The following is a 25,971-nucleotide window of genomic DNA, read 5'->3' as shown; positions in this document are numbered from 1 at the left end:
AAAGAGGTGCTAACAATGTCAGACATAATATTTGATGAAAGAATAGCTCAAATTCTGGAAATTGCTCGAACAAGTAAATACCATTCTCTAGAAGAATTTGCTGATGCATTGAACGTAAGTACAAGGTCTGTTCGCAATTATCTTAAGCAATTAAATGATGATTTAGTAGGAATAGCTTCAATTATAAATGAAAGAGGTAGGGGATATCGTTTAGATATAGTTGATAAACAAGCATTCGAATCTTTACTAGAAAAAAACAGAATAAAGGACGATACACTAAACTCTCAAAAGGGGAGAATTGCCTTTATAATTGACCGTTTAATGAATAGTGAAGAGACGTATACGCTTGATGATCTAGCATCTGAAATGCATATTGGTAGAACAACATTGGTTAATGAGATTAAAAAGGCAGCTGTTTCCTTGGAAACGTATAGTCTTACCATTCAAGGAAAGCCAAACAGAGGTATGGAGCTTAAGGGGAAGGAATTGGATCTCCGATTCTACATTCTTGATAATCTTTATGATGTTTTGTACGGAGATTACCCATTAGATACTGACATTATTGAAGCAATTGAGATGATATCAAATAAGCATAACCTAGAATCGACAACCCAAGCTAGATTAATGGAATTTATTATTATTATGCTGGATCGAATCTTGAAAGATCATCCAATTAGTGAAGTAGACGAAAAACATAATAAATTATTGGGGACAATGGATTACCAAATTGCATTAGAGATTGTACAGAAAATAGAAAATCAGCTTCCCATTAAGATTCCTCAGGCTGAAATTTTGTTTATCACCCTACCGATTGCCGGGAGAAGAACACCTACAAACAATCGGACATTAGCAGACATCGCAATTACACAGGATGTGCAAAGATTATTAGAGCAAATCATTGAGCATGTTGGCTTTAAGAAAGAAATTATTTATGAAAATGAGTCTTTTTTTAAAGATCTCCAATATCATCTAACTTTCATGTTAAATCGATTAATTTTTGGATTGAGATTGAAAAATCCCTTACTAGCTGATGTGAAGGAAAAATACTTCGTTGCTTACAAGATGGCAGAGATTGCTGGTCAAGTTGTTGAGAATAGATATGGGCTTAAAGTGCCTGAGGATGAATTAGGTTATTTAGCTTTCTATTTTGGAGTGTTTATTGGCCAAAGTGATTTAAAAGAAAAAAGATTTCGAAGAGCTGCTGTTGTATGTGGAACTGGTAGAGGAACAGCAAAATTAGTAGCGATCCAATTACAACGTGTTCTCAATCAAAATACAGAAATAGATCTGTTCTCAGAAAAAGAAGCAACAAAAGTGATATTGGATAAATACGATCTTGTATTTTCAACAGTGAAGCTGTCCTTTGAAACGAGTGCTCCTTTTATTATGATTAATGAGATTTTTGATGAACGTAATGTCTCTAGAGAAATCGAAAAAGTAACATATATGAAAAAATTAAAGATTCATAATGCGAATGACTATCAATCCATGATTACACATCTTGTTACAAAGGAGAAATTTTTCTTATTAGACTCGACCAAAGGCTATCAAGAAAATGTGCTAGAAATGATTGAACATTTAGTAGAGGATGGTCATCTCGATACTGGCTTTAAAGAGCGTTTGAAAGAAAGAGAAGAGCAAGGATCCATGGTGTTTGATCGCTACATTGCCTTTCCGCATACTTTTAACAATCGTTCGGCATCAATTGAGCTTGCAATTGGAGTATTTCCCGAAAACGTTGTTGCAGATGGGAAAGAAGTAAAGCTTGTTTTCTTACTTGGTCTGCCAGAACGACAAAATGATCATAATGAAAATTTAATTGTTAAGATTTACGACGAAATTATACGTATTGCTAATAACCAACAAATTATTGATCAATTAACGAATGTAAGCACATATGAACAATTTATGCGGGTGATTGAACAGTCGAGCAACTAATAAGGAACATCATGAAAGGGGAAAAAGAGTAGATGATATTATATTTAATTATTTTAATTGGAGCTGCTTGGCTTGTACAAAGTATCCTTGGATTTATGCAAATCAGACATTTTAACAAAAAATATGCTGAAATGCGAGCATTGGGAAGAGTAGCAATCGGAAAGAAAACAGGAGCATTTCGTGCCGGGACAGTTGTTATGATTGCCATTGATAAAAGAAATAAAATCTTAAAGGTAGCAAAAATGCAAGGTGTGACCGTATTTTCTCGAGTTAAAGAGTTAAAGGGGTTTGAAGGCAAATATTTATTGAAAATTTCTGAAGAAGATTTTCAAGGTGTTGATAAATTAACAAGACTAGCAATTGCAGACGCTCTTAGAAGTTATGACATTATTTCTAAAGGTGGCGAGCTGCAAGTGAAAAAAGGTTGGATAGACTTTTTAATTCCTAAAAAGAAAGAAATGAGAAGGGGTTGAAATAATGGATATTATTATTAATTTAGCAGAAGGCTTTATGGATTTATTCCGTAAAGGTGGAGAAACATTTGTTGGTCTAGTTACGGATATTGTACCGTTATTAATCATGTTATTAGTTGCGATGAATGCACTTGTTCGTTTAGTTGGGGAAGAGCGGGTCGAAAAACTTGCTAGAAAATCTGGGAAAAACCCATTTACAAGATATTTTATTCTTCCCGTCATTGGAACGTTTGTTTTAGCGAATCCGATGACACTATCACTTGGAAGATTTTTGCCAGAAAAATATAAACCGAGTTACTATGCTGCAGCATCATACTCATGTCATACGCATAATGGATTGTTTCCACACGTAAATCCAGGTGAGTTATTTGTTTTCCTTGGGATATCAGCAGGGATTACGACATTAGGACATGATGTGACAGAATTAGCACTTCGTTACTTCTTAGTAGGGATTGTAACAAACTTTTTAAGAGGTTGGGTAACAGATTTAACAACAGCGTATGTTGCTAAACAGCAAAATGTGAAATTAAAAGATACAGTTCAATTATAGGTGGTGGGAAAAATGACAAATTTTCAATCAATTAAAATAACAAAAGGTGCAGGTGGCTTCGGCGGACCATTAGTCATTACTCCGACAGCAGAAAAAAATAAGGTTGTTTATATTACAGGGGGACAAAGACCAGATATCGCAGAGAGAATTGCAGAACTTATTGGTTGCGAACTTGTCGATGGGTTTAAAACATCTGTTCCTGAAAGCGAAATGGCATGTGTAATTATAGACTGTGGGGGTACGTTACGTTGTGGACTATATCCTCAAAAACGAATTCCAACAATTAATATTATGCCTACAGGACAAAGTGGTCCATTAGCTAAGCATATTACTGAGGATATCTATGTTTCAGGTGTAAAGTCTGAAAATATTCAATTGGCAGACGGTGGCAGTGCAGTAGAAACAACAGTAGCTGCTGTTCAAGAGGGCAATGATAGCACAGTAAAAGAGCCTAGATATGATGCGAGCAAGAAAATAAGTGAACAACAAAAGCCAAAAGGTATTATGGCACGAGTTGGTATGGCAATGGGCTCGATTACTAGTGTTTTTTATCAAGCTGGCCGTGAAGCAATTGATACTGTAATCAAAACAATTCTTCCGTTTATGGCGTTTGTTGCAATGCTTATCGGTGTTATTCTTGAGTCTGGCATCGGTGATCTGTTTGCGAAATTCCTATCACCGTTTGCAGGTTCGATATGGGGATTAATTGTCATAGCTCTAGTATGTTCGTTCCCACTACTATCTCCATTTTTAGGACCGGGTGCTGTTATTGCTCAAGTAGTTGGTACACTTATTGGGGTTGAGATTGGAAAAGGGAATATTCCAGCTCATTTAGCATTACCTGCTCTATTTGCCATTAATGCACAAGCAGCAGCTGACTTCGTGCCAGTAGGTCTTGGATTGGCAGAAGCGGATGTTGAAACAGTAGAGGTAGGAGTTCCGTCGGTTCTCTATTCAAGGTTCCTAACGGGTGCACCAACAGTCTTTATAGCCTGGCTAGCAAGCTTTGGCTTATACGATAGTTGATATTTTCGCTCTATTTTTAAGTTTTAAAGCAGCTAAAATATAAATAAGGACAGGATTCCTCTACTTTTGGAGGATCCTGTCAAGATGAAATCGATTCCTATAAGAAAATTATGAATGAAAAGGAGTATTTTTCAATGCAAACTAAATTTGAAACACAAATCAATAAAATCGGTCCATCGGTATCAGATTTCCTTGGTGAAAAAATGTTAATTTTATTTGGTGAAAATGCACCAGCAGAACTAGCTGAATATTGTCTTTTAATTGATGTGAATGCTGTTGAAGATGACATTAAAGTTGGTGACACGCTTCAATTAGGTAACAATGAATATAGAATTACCGCTGTAGGTGATGCGGTTAAAAAGAATTTATCCTCACTAGGTCATATTACTTTAAAATTTGATGGTTCGAAGACTCCTGAATTACCAGGCACATTATATTTAGAGGAAACTGAGATTAAAGAAGTAAAAATAGGCGATAAAATTCAAATTTTTTCATAAAACGATGAATGAATACTAGCTTAACTTTTGTAGCGTCTTTAAAAGAAAATGAATAGCAAGAGTTAAGCTATTATTCTATCTTAGAAAGGGAGTAGTAAGTATGCAATTAGTAATTGATTCAGCGAATATTGAAAAGATTAATAAGTTAATTGAATTTTTTCCGATCGATGGAGTTACAACAAATCCGAGTATTATTGTAAATGAGAAAAAGCCGTACTTACCCTTATTAAAAGAAATAAGAACTGTAATGGGTGATAAAAAAGAGCTTTTTGTTCAAGTAATTTCTAAAAATGCGACAGATATGGTAGAAGAAGCAAAATATATTTGCGAAACTTTATCTGGAAATATCATTATAAAGGTTCCAGTAACTATGGAAGGCATTAAAACAATTAAACTACTTAAGCAAGAAGGAATCCGTACATTAGCAACAACAGTTTATACTCCAATGAATGCATATTTAGCTGCTAAAGCTGGTGCGGAATATGTTGCCCCTTATGTGAATCGAATTGATAATTTGACAGGAAATGGTGTAAAGGTTGTTAGTGAAATTACAGACATATTCTCACGTCATCATTTATCTTGTAAAGTATTAGCAGCAAGCTTTAAAAATGTTCAACAGATTCATAACATTTGTTTAGCAGGCGCCCAAGGAATTACTGCAGCACCTGAATTAATAGAAGCACTTATTGCACATCCTTCAATTGAAGAGAATGTTGAAAAATTTAGAAAAGACTGGCTCGATCAATACGGTGAGGAAAGCTTCATCGTAAAAGCAACAAAATAATCCTTTCGTAAATCTATTGAAGAAAGCTGAAGGTGAGAAACATGATTAAGGCGATTGTTTGTGATTTTGATGGGTTAATCATTGATACCGAATTCGCGTTATATGAATCATTTTGTGATTTGCTAAACATAAATTCTGGTGATCTACCAATTAATGAATATGCTAAATATATAGGGACTGATTCCACAGAGCTCTATCATTATATAGTGAGTAAATCAAACGGTGAAATGACACAAGAGGAGGTCATTGAAAAATCACATACGCTTCATAAGGAAAGGCTTGAGTCTCCTATTGCGCGAGATGGTGTTGAAGACTATTTAAAGGAAGCAAAGGCTAAAGGTTTGAAAATAGGGTTAGCATCAAGTTCAAATAGAGAGTGGGTAACGTATTTTTTGAAAAAGTTAAATCTTCTCGATTATTTCGATGTTATCCAAACTCGTGATGACGTAGAAAAAGTAAAACCGGATCCTGCGCTTTATCGGAATGTCATTCATTATTTTGGAATAGAACCATATGAGGCAATTGCCTTTGAAGATTCCGTCAACGGGTCAAAGGCAGCCATAGCTGCAGGATTGAAATGTGTAATTGTTCCTAATAAGATAACTGAGAACCTAGAATTTGAAGCCTTTCATATGAGATTAAATAGTATGAAGGAAAAAGAGCTTTCGAAGGTAATTGAAATTATCGATTCTTTGTATGTTTAAAGTACAATTGACTTGTTCGATAATTAATAAGCCTACATGTAGAAAAATGTAGGCTTTTTTGCATAGATTGCATAAGAATTCATGTATGAACTAAAGAGAGCTTATCTACTATCTCATCCTATTATTAAAGGATCGTCACTGTAGAAGAACAAGGTGTTTTCGGTTTAATACATTTGTAGTACTTATAAACGTTAGTAGCTTTACTCAACATGCATAAAAAGATTAAGTTTCTTCTAAACATCTCTTGTTTCCACTTAAATATACTTAATTATTTTTGCCGATTACCTTTAAGTCTAATTGCTCAATATTTTGAATAACTCGATCAAATCGTAATGGTTGAGGCTCACTTGGAAAAATATAATGCTCGTAAGGATCACCTAATGTTCGAAAAAATGGTTCAAATAAACCAGAAACAAGTAAACCAACAACCTTTGTATAATGTGAATCAAGACGGTAAGAATGAACTGTATTAGCTGGAACGTGGAGAAAATCCCCTGGATTTAACATGATTTCCTCTCCATTTGCCCACATTGTCATTTGACCCTCTAGGCAAAAAAAGGTTTCAGTATGCTGTTCATGGTAATGCTCAGGAATTTTTTCTCCTATTGGTCCCTCTGACACAACGACGATAAATTGCCCATTCGTATTCTCTTGTGTTGCAACAATCCGATGGAGCTGATCACCTGTTAGAAGTCGATCACCTTCTCCAGATTCTAATACATATGGAACAACATCTGTTGGTAGAGTTGCATTTTCAACAAGCAACGCTGTGGTAGATGATGGCTGCTCATTGAGAAATAGTTTAACATCTGCAATGGATTCAGCTTTTTCTAAAAGTGAGTTGGAAATTTCTTGATTTACGTGTGGAGGGTATTCTATCTTATCATAAGGTATACCGATAGTTGAATAAATCGCAGAAAGATTTCCTCCCATTGTGTATGAAACAAATCTGGTCCGATGGCTTTCCATTTGATAACAATGAATAGTACCAGCGGGAATATTGGCAAAATCACCAGGCAATAGAAGATGATTTTCTCCATTTAGTGTCAGCCTAAGCTTTCCATCAAGGACTAAAATGGCTTCATGAGTCGATTTATGAAGATGTAAAGGAAACTGGTCACCTTTCCCTCCTGCAATTAATACCTGTTCAAAAAGCTGACCAGTACTCTTTTCATCAGCCATAACTGTAGCAACCTGTCTGCCAAATAAATATCGTTTACCTTCACCGCTTCTTAGTAAATAAGGAACCTTTTCTTCCTGAAGAGAGTGCTTAAATAATGTTGTCATAAAGACCTCCTATAGACTAGTTCGGAATCGTATTAATTAGACCAGTCTATATAATACCATCGAAAAGGATAAATGAATATTATCCTTTTTTCCTAATTAAGTGTGGGATTTGCTCCTCAATTAGTAAGAGATATGATTTGTTCTGTTGGGTAATTGAGAGCATTATCCCACCTTCAATCATCGTATTTATTAGCATACTTGCCTTTTGAGCTACTTCTAACTCATAACCGTTTTGAACCAATTTTTCAGTGAAGATTGATTCCCAGCTTTTAAACGCATTCATACAGACTTCACGTAACTGCTCACTCAATAGTGCAGTTTCACTTGCAACGAGTCCAACGGGAATTCCCTCGATCGTTTCTGGATTATCAAACTGACTGGCAGTTTCTCGAATAAAAAGCTGAATCGCTTCAATTGGATCAGAACAGCTATCCAACGTTTGTTTCATTTTATTTTCAATAAATAATGCTGTATATTTAACTGCTTCGATAGCTAATTCTTCTTTTCCATTTGGAAAGTAGTGATAAAGCGAGCCTTTAGGTGCACCACTTTCTTTTATTATCTGGTTTAAACCAGTTGCGTGGTACCCCTGTAATTGAAAGAGACGTGAGGCAGTTTGAAGTATTTTTTCACGTGAATCCATTTTATTTTTCATTAAACAACCCCCTATTTAAAAACTAATATAGAGAAAACTTGATTGAAAGTCTAGATGTAGGAGATTTTAGATGTAAAAAAGTTATCCCGTTCAATACTTGATCAAAGGAATCAATAGTAGTATATAGAGAAGAGGTTGGCAATTTATGAATCAACGACTATGACCATACATTTGAAAAAAGAGAGCGATAAAGAATACGATATATAGTTCAAAAGGTAGTTGAATCAAGATACTTATTGACTTATGGATAATATTGCATTTAAATTAAATGAAATGGGTTTCAAAAAACCTTCAAGATTGCAGTGAAATTATAAGCGATGGAGGAAAGCTATGAAAAAGGAAAACATAACAATCTATGATATTGCTAAAGAAGCGAATGTATCTCCTGCTACAGTTTCGAGAGTACTTACGGGAAATGCAAAGGTTCGTCCACAGACAATGCGGAAAATCGTTGATGTAATTGAAAAATATAATTTCCGGCCTAATAGTTTAGCAAGGAGCTTATTACACAAGCAATCGAAGACGATTGGTTTTATTCTACCAGATATCAATCATCCATTTTTTTCAACATTAGTGCAAAAAAGTGAAGCACATGCTTTGGAATTAGGGTACACTTCGTTTTTATGCAATACGATGAACAGCTCGGAAAATGAATCAAAATATTTACAAAGCTTAGTAGAAAAACAGGTGGATGGGATTATATATCTAGGTGGAAGAATTAATGACACTGATACCGAACAAAAGTACGCAGATGAAATGAAGAAAGTGATGGAAAGAATACCTGTCGTTTTTGTGAATGGGCAAATGACAGGAGTTGATGCGCATATTGTAAGAACAGATGAAGAATCGGGAATTGAAAAGCTTGTTGAATTATTAGTTAATCTGAATCATAAAAAAATTGGCTTCCTCGGTGGAATAGAAGGAATAAGCTCAACAGATGTAAAAAAGAACACGTTTGTTAAAATGATGAATAATAAAGGATTAGATGTCAATAAAGATTGGGTTTTTGGCAATGGGTTTAGCATTGAATCTGGTGAAGAGGTTGCCGCACAGCTGCTCTATTTAAAGGAGAGACCAACAGCGGTAATCTGTGCAAATGATTTTGTAGCGATCGGGGTAATAAAAGTTCTAACAAAGTTTGGGCTAAAGGTTCCGGATGATGTTTCTGTTGTTGGGTTTGATGATATTTATTTGGCAGAGCATTTCCCTCCTGGGATTACGACTGTAAGTCAAAATTACGATTTGTTAGGGGAAACTGCTATCAATGTTCTAGTAGATTTAATAAATGAAAGGGATGCAGAGAGGGAAACGGTTGTTCCAACTTCACTCATATTAAGAGATTCTTGTAAATTATTTTCTGAATAATATGTGGAAAATATTGCTTATTACCTGAAAGTAAGGTACGATAATCATGAAAAGGGTTTCTTGCCAAAAGGAATATAATGTAATAGAAATGAATATTACTATGATAAAACTCTATATTCCTTTAACTTGAGTATTAATGAAACGGGTTTCATAAAGAGGTTTAGAGAGTGTTTGGAATTTACATTTATGGAAGTGAGGTATTCTTATGCTCAAACAGCTGAAGAAATATAGCTATACTCCCCCTGAAAATGGCTATCCAGAGTGGAACAACAACCCTGAAATTTTTCAATTGAACCGTTTGGATGCACATGCAACATTAATGCCATATAGGACTGTTGAGGAGGCATTAAAAGGAGATCGAACTGCATCTGAATTTTATCAGTCGTTAAATGGAAGGTGGAAATTCGCATTTTATGAGAATCCGGAAATGAGAAATCAAGCATTTTTTATGATGGATTATGACGATGAAAATTGGGATGAGATCAAGGTCCCGTCACATTGGCAGCTTCAAGGATATGACTATCCGCAATATACAAACCTCAGATATCCATGGGAAGGAAAAGAGGATATAAAGCCACCTTTTGCCCCAGTAAATTATAATCCTGTCGGGCAATATATTCAAAAATTTACGATTTCAGAAGATTGGAAAGGCCAGCCGGTATATCTTAGCTTTCAAGGAGTAGAGTCAGCCTTTTATGTGTGGGTGAATGGTGAATTTGTTGGATATAGTGAGGATACATTTACACCGGCTGAGTTTGATATTACTCCGTATTTAATTGATGGAGAGAATAAGCTAGCGGTAGAAGTATATCGTTGGTGTGATGCAAGCTGGTTAGAGGATCAGGATTTCTGGAGATTAAGCGGAATCTTTCGCGATGTTTATTTGTATTCAACACCAGAGGTTCATATCAATGATTTCTTTGTAACGACAGAGTTAGATTCTGATTATAAGGATGCAAAATTGAATATCGAAGCAAAAATCAAAAATGTATTTGAGAAAACAGTTCAAGGGTTTACGGTAGAGGCAGTGCTTTATGACAATGATGCTAATCCTGTTTTAGAGAAGCCAATTCAAATAAAGGTGGACATGAATAATCAATCCTTTATGTCTCTCTATGCTTCAACAATTGTAAAAAATCCATTTAAATGGAGTGCAGAAAAACCATACTTGCATACACTTGTTTTTATATTGAAAAATGAAAGCGGAACCATTATAGAGACAGAAAGCTGTAGGGTTGGTTTCCGTACCTTTGAAATAAAGGACGGCCTCATGAAAATCAATGGAAAACGAATTGTTTTTAAAGGTGTAAACCGTCACGAGTTTGCCTCTGATAAAGGTAGAGCAATTGGGTATGATGAAATGGTTCATGATATTAAACTCATGAAGCAGCATAATATAAACGCTGTCCGTACCTCTCATTATCCTAATCATCCATTGTGGTACGAATTATGTGATCAATACGGATTGTATTGTATTGATGAAACAAATCTTGAAACACATGGAACATGGAAATATGGGCAAAAGGATTTAGAAGATACAGTGCCAGGGAGCAAAATTGAATGGCAGGAAAACGTCCTTGATCGATGTAACTCCATGTTTCAACGAGATAAAAACCATCCTTCGATTATTGTTTGGTCGCTTGGAAATGAATCATTTGGTGGAGAGAACTTTCTTAAAATGCATGATTTTCTTAAAAAGAATGACCCGACAAGAATTGTTCATTATGAGGGTATTTTTCATTATCGCAAATCAGAAGCAGCCTCAGATATTGAAAGCACGATGTATATTAATCCTGAGGGTGTAAAAAAATATGCTGAATATGCCGAGAATGCAGAAAATCCGAAACCGTATATACTTTGTGAGTATAGTCATGCTATGGGCAATTCCTGTGGAAACCTTTTCAAGTATACGGATTTATTTGAAAAGTATCCGATCATTCAAGGAGGTTTTATTTGGGACTGGAAGGATCAAGCTTTAGAAGCAAAGACAAAGGATGGAGTGCCTTACTTAGCATATGGCGGTGACTTTGGAGAAACTCCACATGATGGGAATTTTTCTGGGAATGGTCTTATTTTTGCTGATGGAACAATCTCACCGAAAATTATTGAGGTGAAAAAGTGCTATCAGAATGTCCGTTTTACAGTAAATAATCTAGAAGCAGGAAAAATTAATGTAACAAATAACTATTTGTTTACAAACTTGCAGGAATTCGAACTTATTTGGCAGCTAGCGGAAAACGGAGTATTCATCCAAAAGGGTACAGCTGAAATAGAGATAGAACCATGTTCGTCAAAAACGATAAACCTAGCATTCTCCCTTCCAAAAGACTTTAAACAGTCTGATGAATACATTTTAACTGTAAGTTTGCATTTAAAAAATGACACAATTTGGGCTCAAAAGGGACATGAGCTTGCTTTTGAACAATTTGTCATTCCTACAGGAAAAGCAACATTTGATTATCCATTAATTAACTTTCCAGAAACAAAAGTACAGGTAGGAGAAAATGATGTAACAATAAAGGGTGAATTCTTTCATGCTGTTTTTAATAAAAACAATGGCTCGCTAGAATCATATAGTTACAAAGGGACGCATTTGCTTGAAAATGAATTGTCGCCAAACTTTTGGCGTGCGATGACAGACAATGACCGTGGGAATAAATTACATGAACGTAGCTCTGTATGGAGAGAAGCTGGAATGAATAAAGTTCTCACATCGTTTTTAGTGGATGTAGAAAATAGTGCGACTATCATTACAACTGCTTACAGTTTGCCAACCACAATGTCCACGTGCGAGATTATTTACACTATTACGGGTGATGGAGAAATAACAGTAGACTATAAGCTAAAGCCTGGAAAGGATCTTCCCGAAATACCTGAGGTCGGAATGATGACAACATTAGATGGTTCATTTGATACGATTACGTGGTATGGGAAAGGACCTTATGAAAATTACTGTGATAAAGAAAAGGGAGCTAAAATAGGATTATATACAGGTAAAGTAAAAGAGCAATATGTTCCATATTTAAGACCTCAGGAATGCGGAAATAAAACAGGTGTAAGATGGGCGGTGCTTTCTAATCAGCAAGGGGTGGGCTTAAAGATATCGGGAATCCCAACAGTTGAGGTAAATGCCTTACCTTATACACCTTTTGAGCTTGAAGAACATGATCATGGATATAAATTACCTCAAAGTGCTAAGACAGTGATTCGAATAAATGATCTACAAATGGGTGTCGGTGGGGATGATAGCTGGGGGCAAAAAACACATCCAGAATTCACATTATTTGCTGATAAATGCTACTCGTATTCTTTCAAGCTTAAGGGGATTCAGATAAAGGATTTATAACTCCTCGTAAAGATTTCACAAATGAGAAATAAGTAATCAATTATTCATACTAAGAAGTTTAGCTGTTCCCTTTGATAAGTTATAGAGCGAGGGAACAGCTAATGAGTGCACTTAGAAACCCGTTTCAATATTTGCGCCTTCCTAGAGGGGAGTTTAAAAAAATTATAGAAATTTGTCAAAATAATTGTATTTACTTTTATTTGCCGTATGAATATAATGGGAATTGTAGTAACCGCTTACAATATTGGTATTACAAGGCAAAAATAATGAATAAGAAACATTGCAATTTTTTTTTGAAACCCATTTCATGTCCATTCTAGAAATCATCCAAGAAAGAGTTAATCAAGAAGTCGTCCATCTTTTAATTATTCATTTTTGAAACCCGTTTCATTTCTAGTTTCTATTACATTTATCTTCTCCATATAGATGTAACAAGCCTTTCTATTAAATAAGAAAGTCTTTTTAAATATTGAGTATGGTAAGAGATTAGTAATCAACTAGATAATATTGTCGCTTTATTTGGTAAAGTTGGTTGCTGCTACATTATTAAGATTATGTTGTTAGGGGGGATTTATATGAAAACCGTAACTGTGCAGTCACAGACAACAATTGTTGAAAAACAGAAGAAAGAATCTGTATTTAAAAGAATGTGGAAGAACCGAACCCTACTGCTAATGTGTTTACCTGCAATTATTTTCTTTGCTATATTTGCATATCTACCAATGCCAGGATTATATCTTGCATTTGTAAATTATGATTATTCACTCGGGATATTTGAAAGCGCTTTTGTTGGCTTAGAAAATTTTCGCTTTTTAATTATGACAGGAGATTTATGGAAGCTAACCTTTAATACAGTTGCTTATAACCTAGCATTTATTATTCTCGGTAATTTCCTACAAATCGGTGTCGCAATTATGCTAAACGAACTTCGAAGTAAATGGTTCAAAAAAGTATCACAAACGATTATGTTTCTCCCGCATTTTATATCTGCAGTTCTAATTGGTTTACTAGCATATAACATTCTTAGCTACGATTATGGTACGCTAAATTCATTTTTAAAATCAATCGGAATGGATCCAGTTCAAACATATTCTAATCCTGCAATATGGCCTTATATCATCGTTGTGACCTTCCTTTGGCAATCTACAGGCTACGGCTCAATCGTCTATTTTGCTGCTATTATGGGTCTGGACAAATCGATTTTAGAAGCAGCTGAAATTGATGGCGCAAATGCATTCCAACGAATTCGATATATCATTATCCCTTGGCTAAAACCAACCTTCATCATTTTACTCCTATTCTCTTTAGGTGGAGTATTACGAGGAAACTTCGGCTTGTTCTACAATTTAGTTGGGGCAAATAATACAATGCTTTATGAGTCGACGGATATTATTGAGACGTATGTGTTCCGTACATTTAATGACAAATTTCAACTTCTCTCTTGGAAGTGCAGTTAGTTTATATCAATCAGTATTTGGATTTATTATCGTCATTACTGCAAACTGGCTAGTTAAAAAATTCTCGCCAGAAAACTCATTGTTTTAAAGGAGGGAATTGTTTATGCAAAGTACGAGTAGGCGGAATATAGACTTATCGACCATAATGGTTCGTATAATCGGTTATGGGTTTATCGGGATTTTTTCCTTATGTTGTCTTTTACCCTTTGTGTTAATCGTTTCATCTTCCTTCTCATCAGAGCAGGCGATTATGGAAAACGGCTTTTCCTTGTGGCCACTAGATTTCACTACGTTTGCATACGAAATTGTTTTTAGGAATCCAAGACTTATTATAGGTTCATATGCTGTAACATTTGGAATTACGCTAGTTGGTACAGCATTAGGTTTGTTCATTGTCGCCATGACAGGCTATGCATTACAGCGAGTGGACTTCCACTATCGAAATAAGATTTCATTTTATATTTACTTCACAACACTTTTTTCTGGTGGATTAGTGCCGTTTTATCTGTTAATCTCACAATATTTACATCTTAAAGATAATTATCTTGCAGTACTTCTTCCAGGATTATTAAGTCCGTTTTTAATCATTATGATGAAAGCGTTTACTAAATCAATCCCACATGAAATTACAGAATCTGCAAAAATGGACGGTGCCGGTGATTTTACGATTTTTCTCAGATTAATTCTTCCAATGTCAACACCAGCCTTAGCTACTATTGGTCTCTTTATTGCGTTAGGCTATTGGAACGAATGGTACAACTCAATGCTATTCCTATCACCGAACATGGAATATCGACCGTTACAGTTATTTCTCTATAACGTTATTACAAGTGCTGACTTCATAAGGAATTCTGCTGCAGCTTCAAATGTAGCACCACAGGAAATACCGTTGGAAACGATGAAAATGGCAACAGCAGTGATTGCAACTGGTCCGGTAATTCTCTTCTATCCTTTTGTACAACGATTCTTTATTAAAGGGATTACAGTTGGAGCAGTAAAAGGATAATTGGTTATGGCCTGAGGGAACATCCTCATTTCATAGAAAGAACAATTAAGTAAAGGGAGGCAATTATATGGTAAAGATGAAAAAGCTATTAGTACTGTTCATGGCAATGCTGTTGACCTTTAGCCTTGTGGCCTGTAATGGATTTAGTCAAACGAATTCAGAAAACTCCAATCCAAGCACAAAGGTCAATGAAGATGGGGAAATTGATACGTCAGAATTTGTTACGATTACGATGATGACATTGGGAGATAAGCCGACAAACGGTCAATTAGAAAAAGTAATGGAACAAGTAAATGCTAAATTAAAAGAAAAAGTAAACGCTCATCTTGAAATAAAATGGATTGAATGGGCGGATTATATGACAAAGTATAATCTAACTCTTGCGTCGGGAGAACCTATTGATTTAATTATCACAGCAACTGACTGGTTAGATGCGTGGGGAAATGCACAAAAAGGTGCATTCATGGATATTACTGAGCTACTTCCAACATACGCTCCTAAAACTTGGGAGGAAGTATCTGAAGAAAATTGGGAGCAAACAAAATATAATGACAAAATTGTGATGATCCCTGAGGACTCCTTTACACAATGGGTAAACCATGGCTTTTTCTATCGTACAGATTGGGCCAAGGAATTTGGAATTACAGAACCTATTGAGGATTTTGAAACATTAGGTAAGTACTTCCAAGGTATTATCGATAATAAACCAGGTGTCATTCCATGGGATACACCAGGAACAAACGTTACAACTGCATGGGGATATACAACTTCTTATTCAGATGCGATTGAAATTCCAATCGCTACAGGAGTATTCCCGATTTATTGGGCTAAATCCTATGAGGATCCATATACAATTATGAGTCCGGTGTTCGAAGATATTTTTGTCGATTATGCAAAGCTAATGAAAGATTGGGCGGATAAAGGCTACTGGCGTGCAGATGTATTAAACTACAAAGGAGACACTCGGGCATTATTCCAAGCTGGTAAGACAGGAGCTGACCAGCATCATACTGAAACATTTTCAGGCTTGCGTCCACAAATGGACATAAAACAACCAGGATCAGAAATCGATATGTTTGCATGGTCTGATACACGAGACAATTTAATTTCAATGTCGATTACTCACGGAGCTACTGCTGTTGGAGCGAAAAGTAAAAACCCAGAACGGGCGTTAATGGTATACGACTTACTTCGCAATGATGAGGAAATTTACAAGCTATTTAACTATGGTATTGAAGGCGTACAATATGAAATTAAAGACGGCAAACGTGTTCGTCCTGAAGGCTATGATGAAACAAAGCATTCCTTCGCTTCTAACTTCTGGGGTGGGCGTGTTGACAAGTTCGAAATTCCAAGTGCTGATAAGTGGGAGGGAATGTCTGAGATTTACGCGGAGTACGATAAAATTAAGAAGCCATATCCATATGGACAATTTGTTTTCGATAGTACTCCTGTAGAAGCAGAGCTTGCTGCTTTATCACAAGTAACTGCTCAAATGGTACCCGCAATTGCCTTCGGTAAAGCAGGAGACCCAGAAAAAGCTGTTGAAGACTTGCGTAAGAGATTAGAAGCAGCAGGGTATGAGAAGGTATTAAATGAAATCCAAAAGCAAATGGATGAATATAAAAAGCTTGTAGAGGGCAATTAATCGAACGATGAAAGTTAAGTGAACAGAGGGCTATCATACTTGCTTGATAGCCCTTATTCTATCAGTCTAAAATGCTTTAAATAAAACACTTACAATCACTTGTTAAGGGGTGTAGCGATTATGTCAAATGTACTAACTCAAGACTGGAATCTATCTGTAAAAAGTAGAATGTTTAACTTTGATTGGAAATTCTTAAAAGGTGACAATTCTGATGCGTATAAAATTCAGTTTGATGATTCAGCTTGGCGTACATTAGATTTGCCACATGATTGGAGTATTGAAAGTCCGTTTAAGAAGGAATATGCAAGCTCAACAGGGTATTTACCAGGTGGGATCGGTTGGTATCGAAAGAAATTTACTATCCCTAAAAATATTAAAGGAAAGAAGCTTTTTATTCAGTTTGATGGAATTTATAAAAATAGTGAAGTCTGGATAAATGAACACTTTCTTGGTAAACGACCATATGGTTACAGCTCATTTCATTATGACCTGACTCCATATGTGAATTTTGAAACAAAGGAAAATGTTCTTGCTATAAAAGTAGATCATTCCGATTTTGCTGATTCTCGTTGGTATCCAGGCTCTGGTATTTATCGAAATGTATTTATCAATATAACAGATAATGTGTATATCAAGCCATATGGAGTATTTGTTACGACACCGAACATATCAACACAAGAGGCTGAAATCCATATTCAAACAAGTGTGAAAAATGATTTTCAAGACGAAGCTACAATTCAGATAGAACATCATATTAAAGATGCTAATGGAAAAGAAGTAATCTCCTGTTCATCTATCGAGAAGATTCCAGCAAATGACGAACTTAACTTTGAGCATTCTGTTTTCCTTGAACAACCAAATCTTTGGTCACCTGATCATCCGTATTTATATAGTGTTGAAACGAAAATGAGAAAAAGTGGTGAAGTGATAGATATGGTGACAACGCCGCTTGGTGTTCGGTCATTTCATTTCGATGTGGATTCAGGCTTTTTTCTTAATGGTAAAAGCTTGAAATTAAAAGGTGTATGTATCCATCATGATGCGGGGTGTCTAGGAGCGGCTGTTCCTGAAAAGGTTTGGCATCGTCGTTTGCGGCTTTTAAAAGAAGCTGGTGTGAATGCGATTAGAATGAGTCATAATCCCCCTGCACCAGAATTACTGGATATGTGTGATTCATATGGATTTTTAGTTCAGGATGAAGCATTTGATGAGTGGGAATTTCCTAAAAATAAGTGGGTAGAGGGATGGAATCGAGGTGAACCATCTTTAGATGGCTATGCTTCTGAATTTGCTGAATGGGCAGAAACGGATTTGAAGGACATGGTGTTAAGAGACCGAAACCATCCGTCGATTATTTTTTGGAGTATTGGGAATGAAATTGATTATCCGAATGATCCATATTCACACCCAGTACTTGAAGAGCGCTATAATGCTGAAAAACCTGAAGCAAAGAGAATGGGGGAAATCGCCAAAAGGCTGGCGAGTGTTGTAAAGCACTATGATCCGACCCGACCTGTAACAGCAGCTTTAGCAAGTGTTATAATGTCAAATGAAACTGAGTTTCCAGATGCTCTAGACGTAGTTGGTTATAATTATCAAGAATTTCGTTATATTGAAGACCATAAAAAATACCCTAATAGAGTAATTTACGGAAGTGAAAATGGAAGAAATCACGATGTATGGATGGCTGTCAAACAAAATGATTTTATATCAGGTCAGTTTATCTGGACAGGGATTGATTATTTGGGAGAAGCACGTGGATGGCCAGTACGTCATGCAACTCCTGGAATGCTCGATCTTGCTGGCTTCAAAAAGCCTTTATACTATTTTAAACAAAGTGAATGGTCTGATCACGACATGGTCTATATCGGCTTAACACCTATCAAGGAAGAGAATCCAGGGCAAATTTATTGGGACCATGAAGTTATCTGCGCTTGGAAGGGGAATGAAGGAGAGATTGTCAGGGTTGCTTGTTGTACAAATTGTCCTGAAGTAGAGTTACTTTTAAATGGTGAATCATTAGGTGTAAAAAAGCGTAAAGACTTTCCATATGGAACGATCTATTGGGACGTTCCATATGCTAAGGGGACAATTAAGGCAATTGGTAAAAGGAACGGTAGCATTTGCTGTTCATTTGAATTAAAGACAGCTGATGACCCTTTTAAGTTAGAGTTACTTTCTGATACGAATACATTAAAAGCGAACAAACAGGATGTAGCACATGTAGAAGTTCAAATCCTAGATAAGAATAATACCCTTGTCTATGATGCAGATAATTTAATTGATTGTGAGATTGAGGGACCTGGTGAAATTATCGGAATTGAGTGCAGCAACCCTATAAGTCATCAGAATTATAAAGAAACAAACAGAAAAGCCTACAATGGAAAACTATTAATATATGTGAAGTCTACTAACAAATCAGGAACCATTACTTTAAAAACATCATCTGTTGGCTTGGAAAGCTCATCTGTTGAAATTAATGTTGATTAATAGTGTTACTTTCTTTAAATCTTAAGAAAAGTGATCACGCGAAAGGACAGAGGAGTTGAAAGAACTCTCATTTAAGCAAGAGTATTCGGAAACGGAATCTTCGACTTAGGCGAGAAGCTAAAAGAATAAAAATAATCGTTTGGAGATGCTGAAAATGCCGTATAACAAAGCGTCAGATACAACAAATCCTATAAAGGGACATAGGCTGAAAAATATTCCTGCTCATGACCCGTTTGTCTTGTCACATAAAGAAACAAATACTTATTATCTTTATACGACAGGAATTCCAGAATTAACGGATTTAGAGAGAAGTAGTGTACTTGTTTATAAAAGCAAAGACCTACTAAACTGGGAGGGCCCTTATGTCGTTTTTGAAGTCCCAGATGGAACGTGGGCACATCCACAGCATGGGACATGGGCACCTGAGGTTCATCACTACGATAATAAATATTATTTATTCGTCACACTTCATAATAGAGATAAGATCCTTGCAGAGCCACCAGAGGTTTGGAAAACCAATCATCTTCGAGGCACTAGCATTGCCGTATCTAATTCACCGGACGGTCCGTTTGAATTACTAAAAACGGATGGACCTGTTCCTCCTAGCACTTTCATGACATTAGATGGCACTTTGTATGTAGATGAGGGTGGAAAGCCATGGATGGTATATTGTCATGAATGGATTCAAGTAATAGATGGGACATTTGAGGCGGTTCCGCTTATGGCTGATTTGTCTTGCACAGATGGTGAACCTCTTCATCTATTTAAAGCTTCAGATGCACCGTGGATAAATGCTGAACGAAAGCCAGATGTAAAGCCTACTGTTTATGTTTCTGATGGCTGTCAATTGTATCGTACAAAAGGCGGACATCTAGTGATGCTATGGTCTAGCTATAAAAATGATAGCTATGTCCAAACAATCGCTAGCTCAAAGTCAGGGAAGCTAATAGGACCTTGGGAACAGCTTGAACCATTAGTCGAAGGTGATAGTGGACATGGAATGCTTTTCAAAACATTTGAAGATGAATGGATGCTTATTCTTCATCAACCATTTAGTACACCAGAGTCTCGAGCTAAGATTTATGAAGTAGAAGAAACGGAGAACAGCTTTAAGGTCATAAAACCTAGAGTTGATTTACACGGCTAAAAACTAGTAGAGGGTAACTCAAAAGGAGCTGCCCCCTCCAACAAACACTGATATATAGTAAACTAACCTCATCATTAGGTTGTATATTGTGTTTGGGGGGGCGAAGCTTTGCTTTTGAGTCACCCTCGTTTTATTTGAAAATCTCCTAAGATTATCAAACAAAATATAAAAGTTCAATACTCTCCAACTTGGATTGGTACGGTTTCAATAATCCTTTTTCTAGCATTCTTCGCAAATGCTTCTCTATAAAAATAGTATGTACGCTTTTACTATTTTCTTAGAGAAGGAGACTTTTCCCCTAATAGAAATAAAGCGGCCGAGCCGAGAAGTGTTGTAGTAAAGATAATTGTTCCCATCGGCACAGCGGACGCTTCATTTATTCCAGCAAGCGGTGAAACGATCGAGCCAATTAATAAAGGGAGCATTCCGAGTAATGCACTCGCACTACCTGCGCGATGCCCCTGTTTGGCTATGGCTACGGTAAAGGAGCTTGTCAGTACGATTCCCATACAAGTCATATAAATAAAAATTGGAATAACAATAAGTGCAAGTGGTCCTTTAATGATTGTCATGGCAAATAAAAATGCAGCTGCACACGTTGCCGTAACTACACCAATTTTTAGTAATCGCTTTTCCTCGATAATTCCTGCTAAGCGACCAACAAGAAAGCTACCTGTTATAATCGCAATTCCGTTAATACCAAATAGGATACTAAACATTTGTGGTGAAACACCGTATATACCTTGATACACAAATGGTGTACCTGATACATAAGCAAAGCTACCACCATGTACAAATCCTAGTGTAAGGGCATAGCCGATAAACGAGCGATCCTTCATTAAGGATCCCATCGTACGAATTGTATGTCCGAAAGAGCTTGGCATGCGTTTTTCGACGGGGAGTGTTTCTTTCAATTTGAAATAAATAGTGATTACGATAATTAATCCGATGATTGATAGTACAAAGAAAATTGTATTCCATGTTGCATTTGGGAACCATAAAATCCCGCCCCCAGCGATTGGTGCGGCCAATGGTGCAACAGCATTAATAACCATTAAGAGTGAGAAAAACTTCGTTAATTCTTTACCACTAAAACTATCCCGAACGACTGCACGGGAAATGACAACACCAGCAGACGCAGTCAGTCCTTGTAAAAAGCGACCAGCAATCAAAATTTCAATTGAAGGTGCAAAGGCACATAGTAATGTAGCAAGTACAAATAATGTAATCGAAATTAACAATGGTCTTCTACGACCATAAGCATCACTGACTGGTCCTACTACGAGTTGTCCTGTCGCAAGTCCAATTAAGCATGCTGTTAGACTCATTTGAACGAGCGAAGCATGAGCCTCCAAGTCATTTGCAATATCAGGGAAGGATGGTAAGTACATATCAATGTTTAGCGGGCCTAAAGCGCCAAGCATGCTTAGCAATAACGCTAATCCCAGCCGTTGTTTTAATGTTGGATTCTCTTGCATTATACATACACCTTTCTATTGTTCGTTCTATTATTTAATTGTCATAAGTTATATAAGATGACGAAGCCCAATATATAACATTAGCGTCATTAGTTCAAGGATATCGTTCTGAATAAGTAAAATTTCATTGTCTCATCATTACTATTGAAGCTATTTTGTGATTATAACACTAATTGGAGTACTTTGATTTGAAAAGTGAAGTTTGTTTCCACTAAAGGTACTGTTAAGCTTGGGTGTTTATTCTGCTACAGGAGTACTTACGTGGGTGGTCTAGAAGTCTTCTCCTCGAGTCTACCTACAAACGTATTTTAAGCATGAGTCTCTCACTTTCGCTTCAAACAATTAAAAAAAGTTTAAAAAAAGCACCTAATAAAAAAAGTCACCTTACTTTTTACAGTAAAGTGACTTTTAATGATTAAACTTATTTTTTTATTATTAATTGCGGATTAGGTAATCGAAAGCTCCTAAGGAAGCTGTAGCACCTGATCCCATCGAAATAATAATTTGTTTATAAGCACTATCTGTACAGTCACCTGCAGCAAATACTCCAGGAATATTTGTAGCACCATGCTTATCAACAATAATTTCACCGAAGCGCGTACGTTCAACTGTGTCACCTAACCAATCAGTATTAGGGACAAGACCGATTTGAACAAATACACCTTGAAGTTCAATATGATGTTCTTCTCCTGTTTCGCGGTCAATGTAAGAAATACCGTTCACTTTATCAGTACCTGTAATTTCTTTCGTTTGAACGTTTTTAAGGACTGTTACATTTGGTAAGCTATTTAGACGATCTTGTAATACAGAGTCAGCCTTCAACTCTGGCATGAATTCTAGTACTGTAACATGCTTGACTATTCCAGCTAGATCAATCGCTGCTTCAATACCAGAATTACCTCCGCCGATAACAGCAACATGCTTACCTTCAAATAACGGACCATCACAGTGAGGACAGTATGCCACACCTTTATTTTTGAACTCTGCTTCACCAGGAACGCCGATATTACGCCAGCGTGCACCAGTTGAAATGATAACAGTTTTACTCTTAAGAACTGCACCATTTTCAAGCTCTACTTCAATGAGGTCTTTCTTTTCTAAGCCCTTAGCACGTTGTAAGTTCATGACATCGATATCATAGTCTTTGACATGTTCTTCAAGACTTGCTACGAGTTTAGGACCTTCAGTATATTTGTTACCGATAAAGTTCTCAATGCCCATCGTATCCATAACTTGACCACCGAAGCGTTCAGCGACGATACCAGTACGAATACCTTTACGTGCTGCATAAATCGCTGCACTAGCACCAGCTGGTCCGCCACCAACAACAAGTACATCATAAGGATCCTTATTAGCAAACTCGGATGCATCTGGTGTGCTTCCTAACTTAGAAAGGATTTCCTCTAATGACATTCGACCACTGCCGAACGTTTCGCCGTTTAGAAATACAGTAGGTACAGCCATGATATTTTTGCTTTCTACTTCTTCTTTAAACGCTGCACCATCAATCATTGTATGTGTGATTCCTGGGTTAAGAACGCTCATAACATTAAGAGCTTGAACGACATCAGGACAGTTATGACAAGTTAAGCTAACATATGTCTCAAAATGATATTCGCCCTTAATATTCTTAATTTGGTCAATAAGTTTTTGATCAACCTTTGGCGCTCTTCCACTTACTTGCAGTAAAGCAAGCACTAATGAAGTGAATTCATGGCCAAGTGGAATACCTGCAAAAGTTACACCTGTATCTTCTCCGATACGGTTTACACTAAAGCTAGGTGTTTTCTGTAATTGTGCGTGTTCAACTTTAATTCTTTGTGACATAGTAGCTAATTCATCAACTAAAGCAAGCATGTCACGTGATACATTATCGTCTCCCGCGCTAACTTTAAGTAGCACATCGCCTTCCATCATTTGTAGATATTGGGCTAATTGTGCTTTTATATCTGCTTCTAAAATCATTGATTGCACTCCTTAAATTTTACCTACTAAATCAAGGCTTGGCTTAAGTGTTTCAGAACCTTCTTGCCATTTAGCTGGACAAACTTCACCTGGGTTGTTACGAACATATTGTGCTGCTTTAATTTTGTTTACAAGTGTACTTGCGTCACGGCCGATTCCACCTGCATTAATTTCAACAGTTTGAATGATACCATCTGGGTCGATGATGAAAGTACCGCGGTCTGCTAATCCTTCTTCTTCGTTAAGAACATCAAAGTTACGAGAAATTCTTTGAGAAGGGTCACCGATCATTATGTACTCGATTTTGCTAATTGCTTCTGAATGGTCATGCCATGCTTTATGCGTAAAGTGTGTATCAGTTGATACTGAATATACTTCAACACCAAGTTCTTTCAAAGTTGCATATTCGTTTTGTAAATCTTCAAGTTCAGTAGGGCAAACGAATGTAAAGTCAGCTGGGTAGAAGCAAACAACGCTCCATTTACCTTTGAAGTTTTTCTCAGTTACCTCGATGAACTCACCGTTGTGAAATGCTTGTGCTGTGAATGGTAATACTTCTTTTCCAATTAAAGACATAATATCTTCCTCCTAATATGATAAATTTTAGTATTTGATAATAATAATTCTAATTCAATATTTATTATTATATGAACATTAATATTTTGTCAAGGATAATGCTCATATTTATTATGAGTTATTATCTTTAAATTAAACCTAGTAGTCACTTTCTAATTATGATAATTTTTATAGGTAGATAGTCAATGTAATCTAGAATTATCTTTTTTTAGAGGATTTACCTTTTAAACAAAGGCAATCTTAAAGAGTAGTGTGGGGGGAACCATGAGACTTCTGCTTAGAGAAGCTTGTGAAGGGGTACCTAAAAGGCATTCAGCTACAAGTGTCTTTCGGATCACCTGTGGATAACGATTTCCTTGTACTGAAATCAACAACAAAGTATAACAGGTTTTAAAAAAGTTTTTTTCTACAATTTTTTAAAAGATTTTATATATTTAATACAGTAATGGTAGTAAATAATAGTATAAATTTTGCTATTTAAGTGAATGATTAATTGTTCTTTAGAGGTGGGGAAATTGGATCAACTGATATATACACTTTTAGCATATTTAAATAATTCCCTAAATAAGGATATTAATTATGATTTAGCTAAGAGCTTTTTAAAACATATCGATAAGTTAGAGAGTTTTTCATTAGATAGCGTTGCTGAGGCATGTCATGTATCTCCATCTACGATTAACCGTTTTTGCAAGAGAATCGGGTTTAAAAATTTCTCCTCCTTGCGAAACAGCATTGCCTTCTCAAATGAAATGGCCAACCAAGAAAGTCACGACTCAGAGTTACATACACATACTTTTTTGAAACAATTAAATGAGAATATTGAGCTAATTGAGAAAATACCTTTGGAACAAATTGATCGGATTGTCAATCAACTAAAGCAATCGAGAAGAATCGTTATATTAGGCTTTGAAAAACATCAGGTTCAGGCGGTGGAGCTGCAAAAGAAGTTATTTCTTTTAGGAAAGCTTTGTGAATGTGGAACAAATTTATTTAAACAAATTGATTCATTAGCTAGTATTTCTGATGAAGATATGATTATTACCATTTCGATTCAAGGAAACCTCGTTTCGGAAAATTCTCCGATCGTGGAAAAAATCAAAAAAGCTAAAGGACATAAATTGCTAATTACTTTTTCACATAAAACTCAAGAATTGGGAATATTTGATGAAATATTACAATGTGGGAAAATTGAAAATAGCAGTGTTAGTAGCTATACGCTTTTACGGATATTTGATGTATTGACATATCGTTTTCAGCATGAACATAGTTCTAACTAGTCTTCAAACTGGTCTTAAAGAGACCAGTTTTTTTTGTTTCTCAGTAGTATGATGAATGTATATTAAAGCTTTTCCCTTAATTTAAGCAGATGTTGATTGGCGTGGGAGCAAAGAGACTCTTGTAAGGGAAACATTGTCAAAGGTATCCCGAATGCTAAGAACGTCAGCGGAAAGAGAGTATCTGTTGAATATTCCTTTTTTGGATGTGTCTTTATAGTGAGCGCAGTGAAGAATAAGAGGCTTAAAAACTCTTCCGCTTTCGCTCAGTAATTAAATGTATTCAACACTGTTTATGAGTGGGA

The 25,971-nt window shown here is 36.1% G+C and carries 19 protein-coding genes and 1 pseudogene; 15 read left to right on the top strand and 5 right to left on the bottom strand.

Features of this window, described 5'->3' with window-relative positions:
- Positions 1–15 precede the first annotated feature (15 nt).
- The 7 genes from ACTJJ9_RS04110 to ACTJJ9_RS04080 all read left to right on the top strand — a co-directional run bounded on the left by ACTJJ9_RS04110 (position 16) and on the right by ACTJJ9_RS04080 (position 5,972).
- Positions 16–1,938, top strand: a complete 1,923-nt coding sequence (locus ACTJJ9_RS04110; protein WP_145580639.1) for a PRD domain-containing protein — start codon at positions 16–18, stop codon at positions 1,936–1,938.
- Between the two features lie 32 nt (positions 1,939–1,970).
- Positions 1,971–2,411: a transcriptional regulator GutM gene (locus ACTJJ9_RS04105; RefSeq protein WP_145580638.1), complete on the top strand. Its 441-nt coding sequence runs from the start codon at positions 1,971–1,973 to the stop codon at positions 2,409–2,411.
- A 4-nt stretch (positions 2,412–2,415) separates the two neighbouring features.
- A complete protein-coding gene (srlA, locus tag ACTJJ9_RS04100; RefSeq protein WP_095298438.1) occupies positions 2,416–2,961 on the top strand; it encodes a PTS glucitol/sorbitol transporter subunit IIC in 546 nt (181 codons plus the stop codon).
- Positions 2,962–2,973: 12 nt separating this feature from the next.
- Positions 2,974–3,987, top strand: coding sequence for a PTS glucitol/sorbitol transporter subunit IIB (gene srlE, locus ACTJJ9_RS04095; protein ID WP_145580637.1), 1,014 nt, complete (start codon positions 2,974–2,976; stop codon positions 3,985–3,987).
- 134 nt (positions 3,988–4,121) lie between these two features.
- Entirely contained in the window at positions 4,122–4,484 is a 363-nt protein-coding gene (locus tag ACTJJ9_RS04090; protein ID WP_095298441.1) for a PTS glucitol/sorbitol transporter subunit IIA, read from the top strand.
- Between the two features lie 100 nt (positions 4,485–4,584).
- Positions 4,585–5,268 carry a fructose-6-phosphate aldolase gene (locus tag ACTJJ9_RS04085; RefSeq protein WP_145580636.1) on the top strand — a complete coding sequence of 228 codons (684 nt, stop codon included), beginning with the start codon at positions 4,585–4,587 and terminating at the stop codon, positions 5,266–5,268.
- Between the two features lie 41 nt (positions 5,269–5,309).
- Positions 5,310–5,972, top strand: a complete 663-nt coding sequence (locus tag ACTJJ9_RS04080) for an HAD family hydrolase (RefSeq protein ID WP_145580635.1) — start codon at positions 5,310–5,312, stop codon at positions 5,970–5,972.
- A 264-nt stretch (positions 5,973–6,236) separates the two neighbouring features.
- On the opposite strand, the gene ACTJJ9_RS04075 is transcribed toward ACTJJ9_RS04080, so the two are convergent.
- On the bottom strand, positions 6,237–7,259 hold the full coding sequence (locus tag ACTJJ9_RS04075; protein ID WP_145580634.1) for a quercetin 2,3-dioxygenase: 1,023 nt from the start codon (positions 7,257–7,259) through the stop codon (positions 6,237–6,239).
- A 79-nt stretch (positions 7,260–7,338) separates the two neighbouring features.
- Positions 7,339–7,914, bottom strand: a complete 576-nt coding sequence (locus tag ACTJJ9_RS04070) for a TetR/AcrR family transcriptional regulator (protein WP_095298448.1) — start codon at positions 7,912–7,914, stop codon at positions 7,339–7,341.
- A gap of 330 nt (positions 7,915–8,244) precedes the next feature.
- On the opposite strand from ACTJJ9_RS04070, the gene ACTJJ9_RS04065 reads away from it, so the two are divergent.
- The 7 genes and pseudogenes from ACTJJ9_RS04065 (at position 8,245) to ACTJJ9_RS04035 (ending at position 20,373) form a co-directional block, all read left to right on the top strand.
- A complete protein-coding gene (locus ACTJJ9_RS04065) occupies positions 8,245–9,279 on the top strand; it encodes a LacI family DNA-binding transcriptional regulator (RefSeq protein WP_095298450.1) in 1,035 nt (344 codons plus the stop codon).
- Between the two features lie 205 nt (positions 9,280–9,484).
- Positions 9,485–12,625, top strand: a complete 3,141-nt coding sequence (locus ACTJJ9_RS04060; protein ID WP_145580633.1) for a glycoside hydrolase family 2 TIM barrel-domain containing protein — start codon at positions 9,485–9,487, stop codon at positions 12,623–12,625.
- A 647-nt stretch (positions 12,626–13,272) separates the two neighbouring features.
- Positions 13,273–14,170: pseudogene (locus ACTJJ9_RS04055) on the top strand (ABC transporter permease).
- Between the two features lie 15 nt (positions 14,171–14,185).
- On the top strand, positions 14,186–15,088 hold the full coding sequence (locus tag ACTJJ9_RS04050) for a carbohydrate ABC transporter permease (RefSeq protein WP_095298455.1): 903 nt from the start codon (positions 14,186–14,188) through the stop codon (positions 15,086–15,088).
- A 67-nt stretch (positions 15,089–15,155) separates the two neighbouring features.
- On the top strand, positions 15,156–16,736 hold the full coding sequence (locus ACTJJ9_RS04045; RefSeq protein ID WP_145580632.1) for an ABC transporter substrate-binding protein: 1,581 nt from the start codon (positions 15,156–15,158) through the stop codon (positions 16,734–16,736).
- 120 nt (positions 16,737–16,856) lie between these two features.
- Complete coding sequence (locus ACTJJ9_RS04040) at positions 16,857–19,226, top strand: glycoside hydrolase family 2 TIM barrel-domain containing protein (protein ID WP_255451779.1); 2,370 nt, start codon at positions 16,857–16,859, stop codon at positions 19,224–19,226.
- Positions 19,227–19,380: 154 nt separating this feature from the next.
- Positions 19,381–20,373, top strand: a complete 993-nt coding sequence (locus ACTJJ9_RS04035; RefSeq protein ID WP_145580631.1) for a glycoside hydrolase family 43 protein — start codon at positions 19,381–19,383, stop codon at positions 20,371–20,373.
- Between the two features lie 269 nt (positions 20,374–20,642).
- Here ACTJJ9_RS04035 and ACTJJ9_RS04030 read toward each other — a convergent pair whose 3' ends face one another.
- The 3 genes from ACTJJ9_RS04030 to ahpC form a co-directional block, all read right to left on the bottom strand.
- Positions 20,643–21,851 carry a Bcr/CflA family efflux MFS transporter gene (locus ACTJJ9_RS04030; protein WP_145580630.1) on the bottom strand — a complete coding sequence of 403 codons (1,209 nt, stop codon included), beginning with the start codon at positions 21,849–21,851 and terminating at the stop codon, positions 20,643–20,645.
- A 435-nt stretch (positions 21,852–22,286) separates the two neighbouring features.
- The gene (gene ahpF / locus ACTJJ9_RS04025; protein ID WP_095298463.1) at positions 22,287–23,816 is read right to left on the bottom strand and encodes an alkyl hydroperoxide reductase subunit F; all 1,530 of its coding nucleotides are present in this window, start codon (positions 23,814–23,816) and stop codon (positions 22,287–22,289) included.
- Positions 23,817–23,828: 12 nt separating this feature from the next.
- The gene (ahpC, locus tag ACTJJ9_RS04020) at positions 23,829–24,392 is read right to left on the bottom strand and encodes an alkyl hydroperoxide reductase subunit C (protein ID WP_095298465.1); all 564 of its coding nucleotides are present in this window, start codon (positions 24,390–24,392) and stop codon (positions 23,829–23,831) included.
- Positions 24,393–24,907: 515 nt separating this feature from the next.
- Between ahpC and ACTJJ9_RS04015 the strand changes: the two genes are divergently transcribed.
- Positions 24,908–25,669, top strand: a complete 762-nt coding sequence (locus tag ACTJJ9_RS04015; protein ID WP_186324103.1) for a MurR/RpiR family transcriptional regulator — start codon at positions 24,908–24,910, stop codon at positions 25,667–25,669.
- Positions 25,670–25,971: the final 302 nt, after the last annotated feature.

It is taken from the genome of Metabacillus sp. 22489, from assembly GCF_052044855.1.
Taxonomy (GTDB): domain Bacteria; phylum Bacillota; class Bacilli; order Bacillales; family Bacillaceae; genus Metabacillus; species Metabacillus niabensis.
This window is presented reverse-complemented; position numbering and strand designations above follow the sequence as displayed.

What these genes read in the sequence shown, in the direction of transcription:
- ACTJJ9_RS04045 (WP_145580632.1), top strand. Translation starts at nt 15,156, where the DNA reads ATGGTAAAGATGAAAAAGCTATTAGTACTGTTCATGGCAATGCTGTTG.
- ACTJJ9_RS04035 (WP_145580631.1), top strand. Translation starts at nt 19,381, where the DNA reads ATGCCGTATAACAAAGCGTCAGATACAACAAATCCTATAAAGGGACAT.
- ACTJJ9_RS04110 (WP_145580639.1), top strand. Translation starts at nt 16, where the DNA reads ATGTCAGACATAATATTTGATGAAAGAATAGCTCAAATTCTGGAAATT.
- ACTJJ9_RS04085 (WP_145580636.1), top strand. Translation starts at nt 4,585, where the DNA reads ATGCAATTAGTAATTGATTCAGCGAATATTGAAAAGATTAATAAGTTA.
- ACTJJ9_RS04090 (WP_095298441.1), top strand. Translation starts at nt 4,122, where the DNA reads ATGCAAACTAAATTTGAAACACAAATCAATAAAATCGGTCCATCGGTA.
- ACTJJ9_RS04080 (WP_145580635.1), top strand. Translation starts at nt 5,310, where the DNA reads ATGATTAAGGCGATTGTTTGTGATTTTGATGGGTTAATCATTGATACC.
- ahpF (WP_095298463.1), bottom strand. Translation starts at nt 23,816, where the DNA reads ATGATTTTAGAAGCAGATATAAAAGCACAATTAGCCCAATATCTACAA.
- ahpC (WP_095298465.1), bottom strand. Translation starts at nt 24,392, where the DNA reads ATGTCTTTAATTGGAAAAGAAGTATTACCATTCACAGCACAAGCATTT.
- ACTJJ9_RS04075 (WP_145580634.1), bottom strand. Translation starts at nt 7,259, where the DNA reads ATGACAACATTATTTAAGCACTCTCTTCAGGAAGAAAAGGTTCCTTAT.
- ACTJJ9_RS04040 (WP_255451779.1), top strand. Translation starts at nt 16,857, where the DNA reads ATGTCAAATGTACTAACTCAAGACTGGAATCTATCTGTAAAAAGTAGA.
- srlE (WP_145580637.1), top strand. Translation starts at nt 2,974, where the DNA reads ATGACAAATTTTCAATCAATTAAAATAACAAAAGGTGCAGGTGGCTTC.
- ACTJJ9_RS04050 (WP_095298455.1), top strand. Translation starts at nt 14,186, where the DNA reads ATGCAAAGTACGAGTAGGCGGAATATAGACTTATCGACCATAATGGTT.
- ACTJJ9_RS04105 (WP_145580638.1), top strand. Translation starts at nt 1,971, where the DNA reads ATGATATTATATTTAATTATTTTAATTGGAGCTGCTTGGCTTGTACAA.
- ACTJJ9_RS04070 (WP_095298448.1), bottom strand. Translation starts at nt 7,914, where the DNA reads ATGAAAAATAAAATGGATTCACGTGAAAAAATACTTCAAACTGCCTCA.
- srlA (WP_095298438.1), top strand. Translation starts at nt 2,416, where the DNA reads ATGGATATTATTATTAATTTAGCAGAAGGCTTTATGGATTTATTCCGT.
- ACTJJ9_RS04065 (WP_095298450.1), top strand. Translation starts at nt 8,245, where the DNA reads ATGAAAAAGGAAAACATAACAATCTATGATATTGCTAAAGAAGCGAAT.
- ACTJJ9_RS04030 (WP_145580630.1), bottom strand. Translation starts at nt 21,851, where the DNA reads ATGCAAGAGAATCCAACATTAAAACAACGGCTGGGATTAGCGTTATTG.
- ACTJJ9_RS04060 (WP_145580633.1), top strand. Translation starts at nt 9,485, where the DNA reads ATGCTCAAACAGCTGAAGAAATATAGCTATACTCCCCCTGAAAATGGC.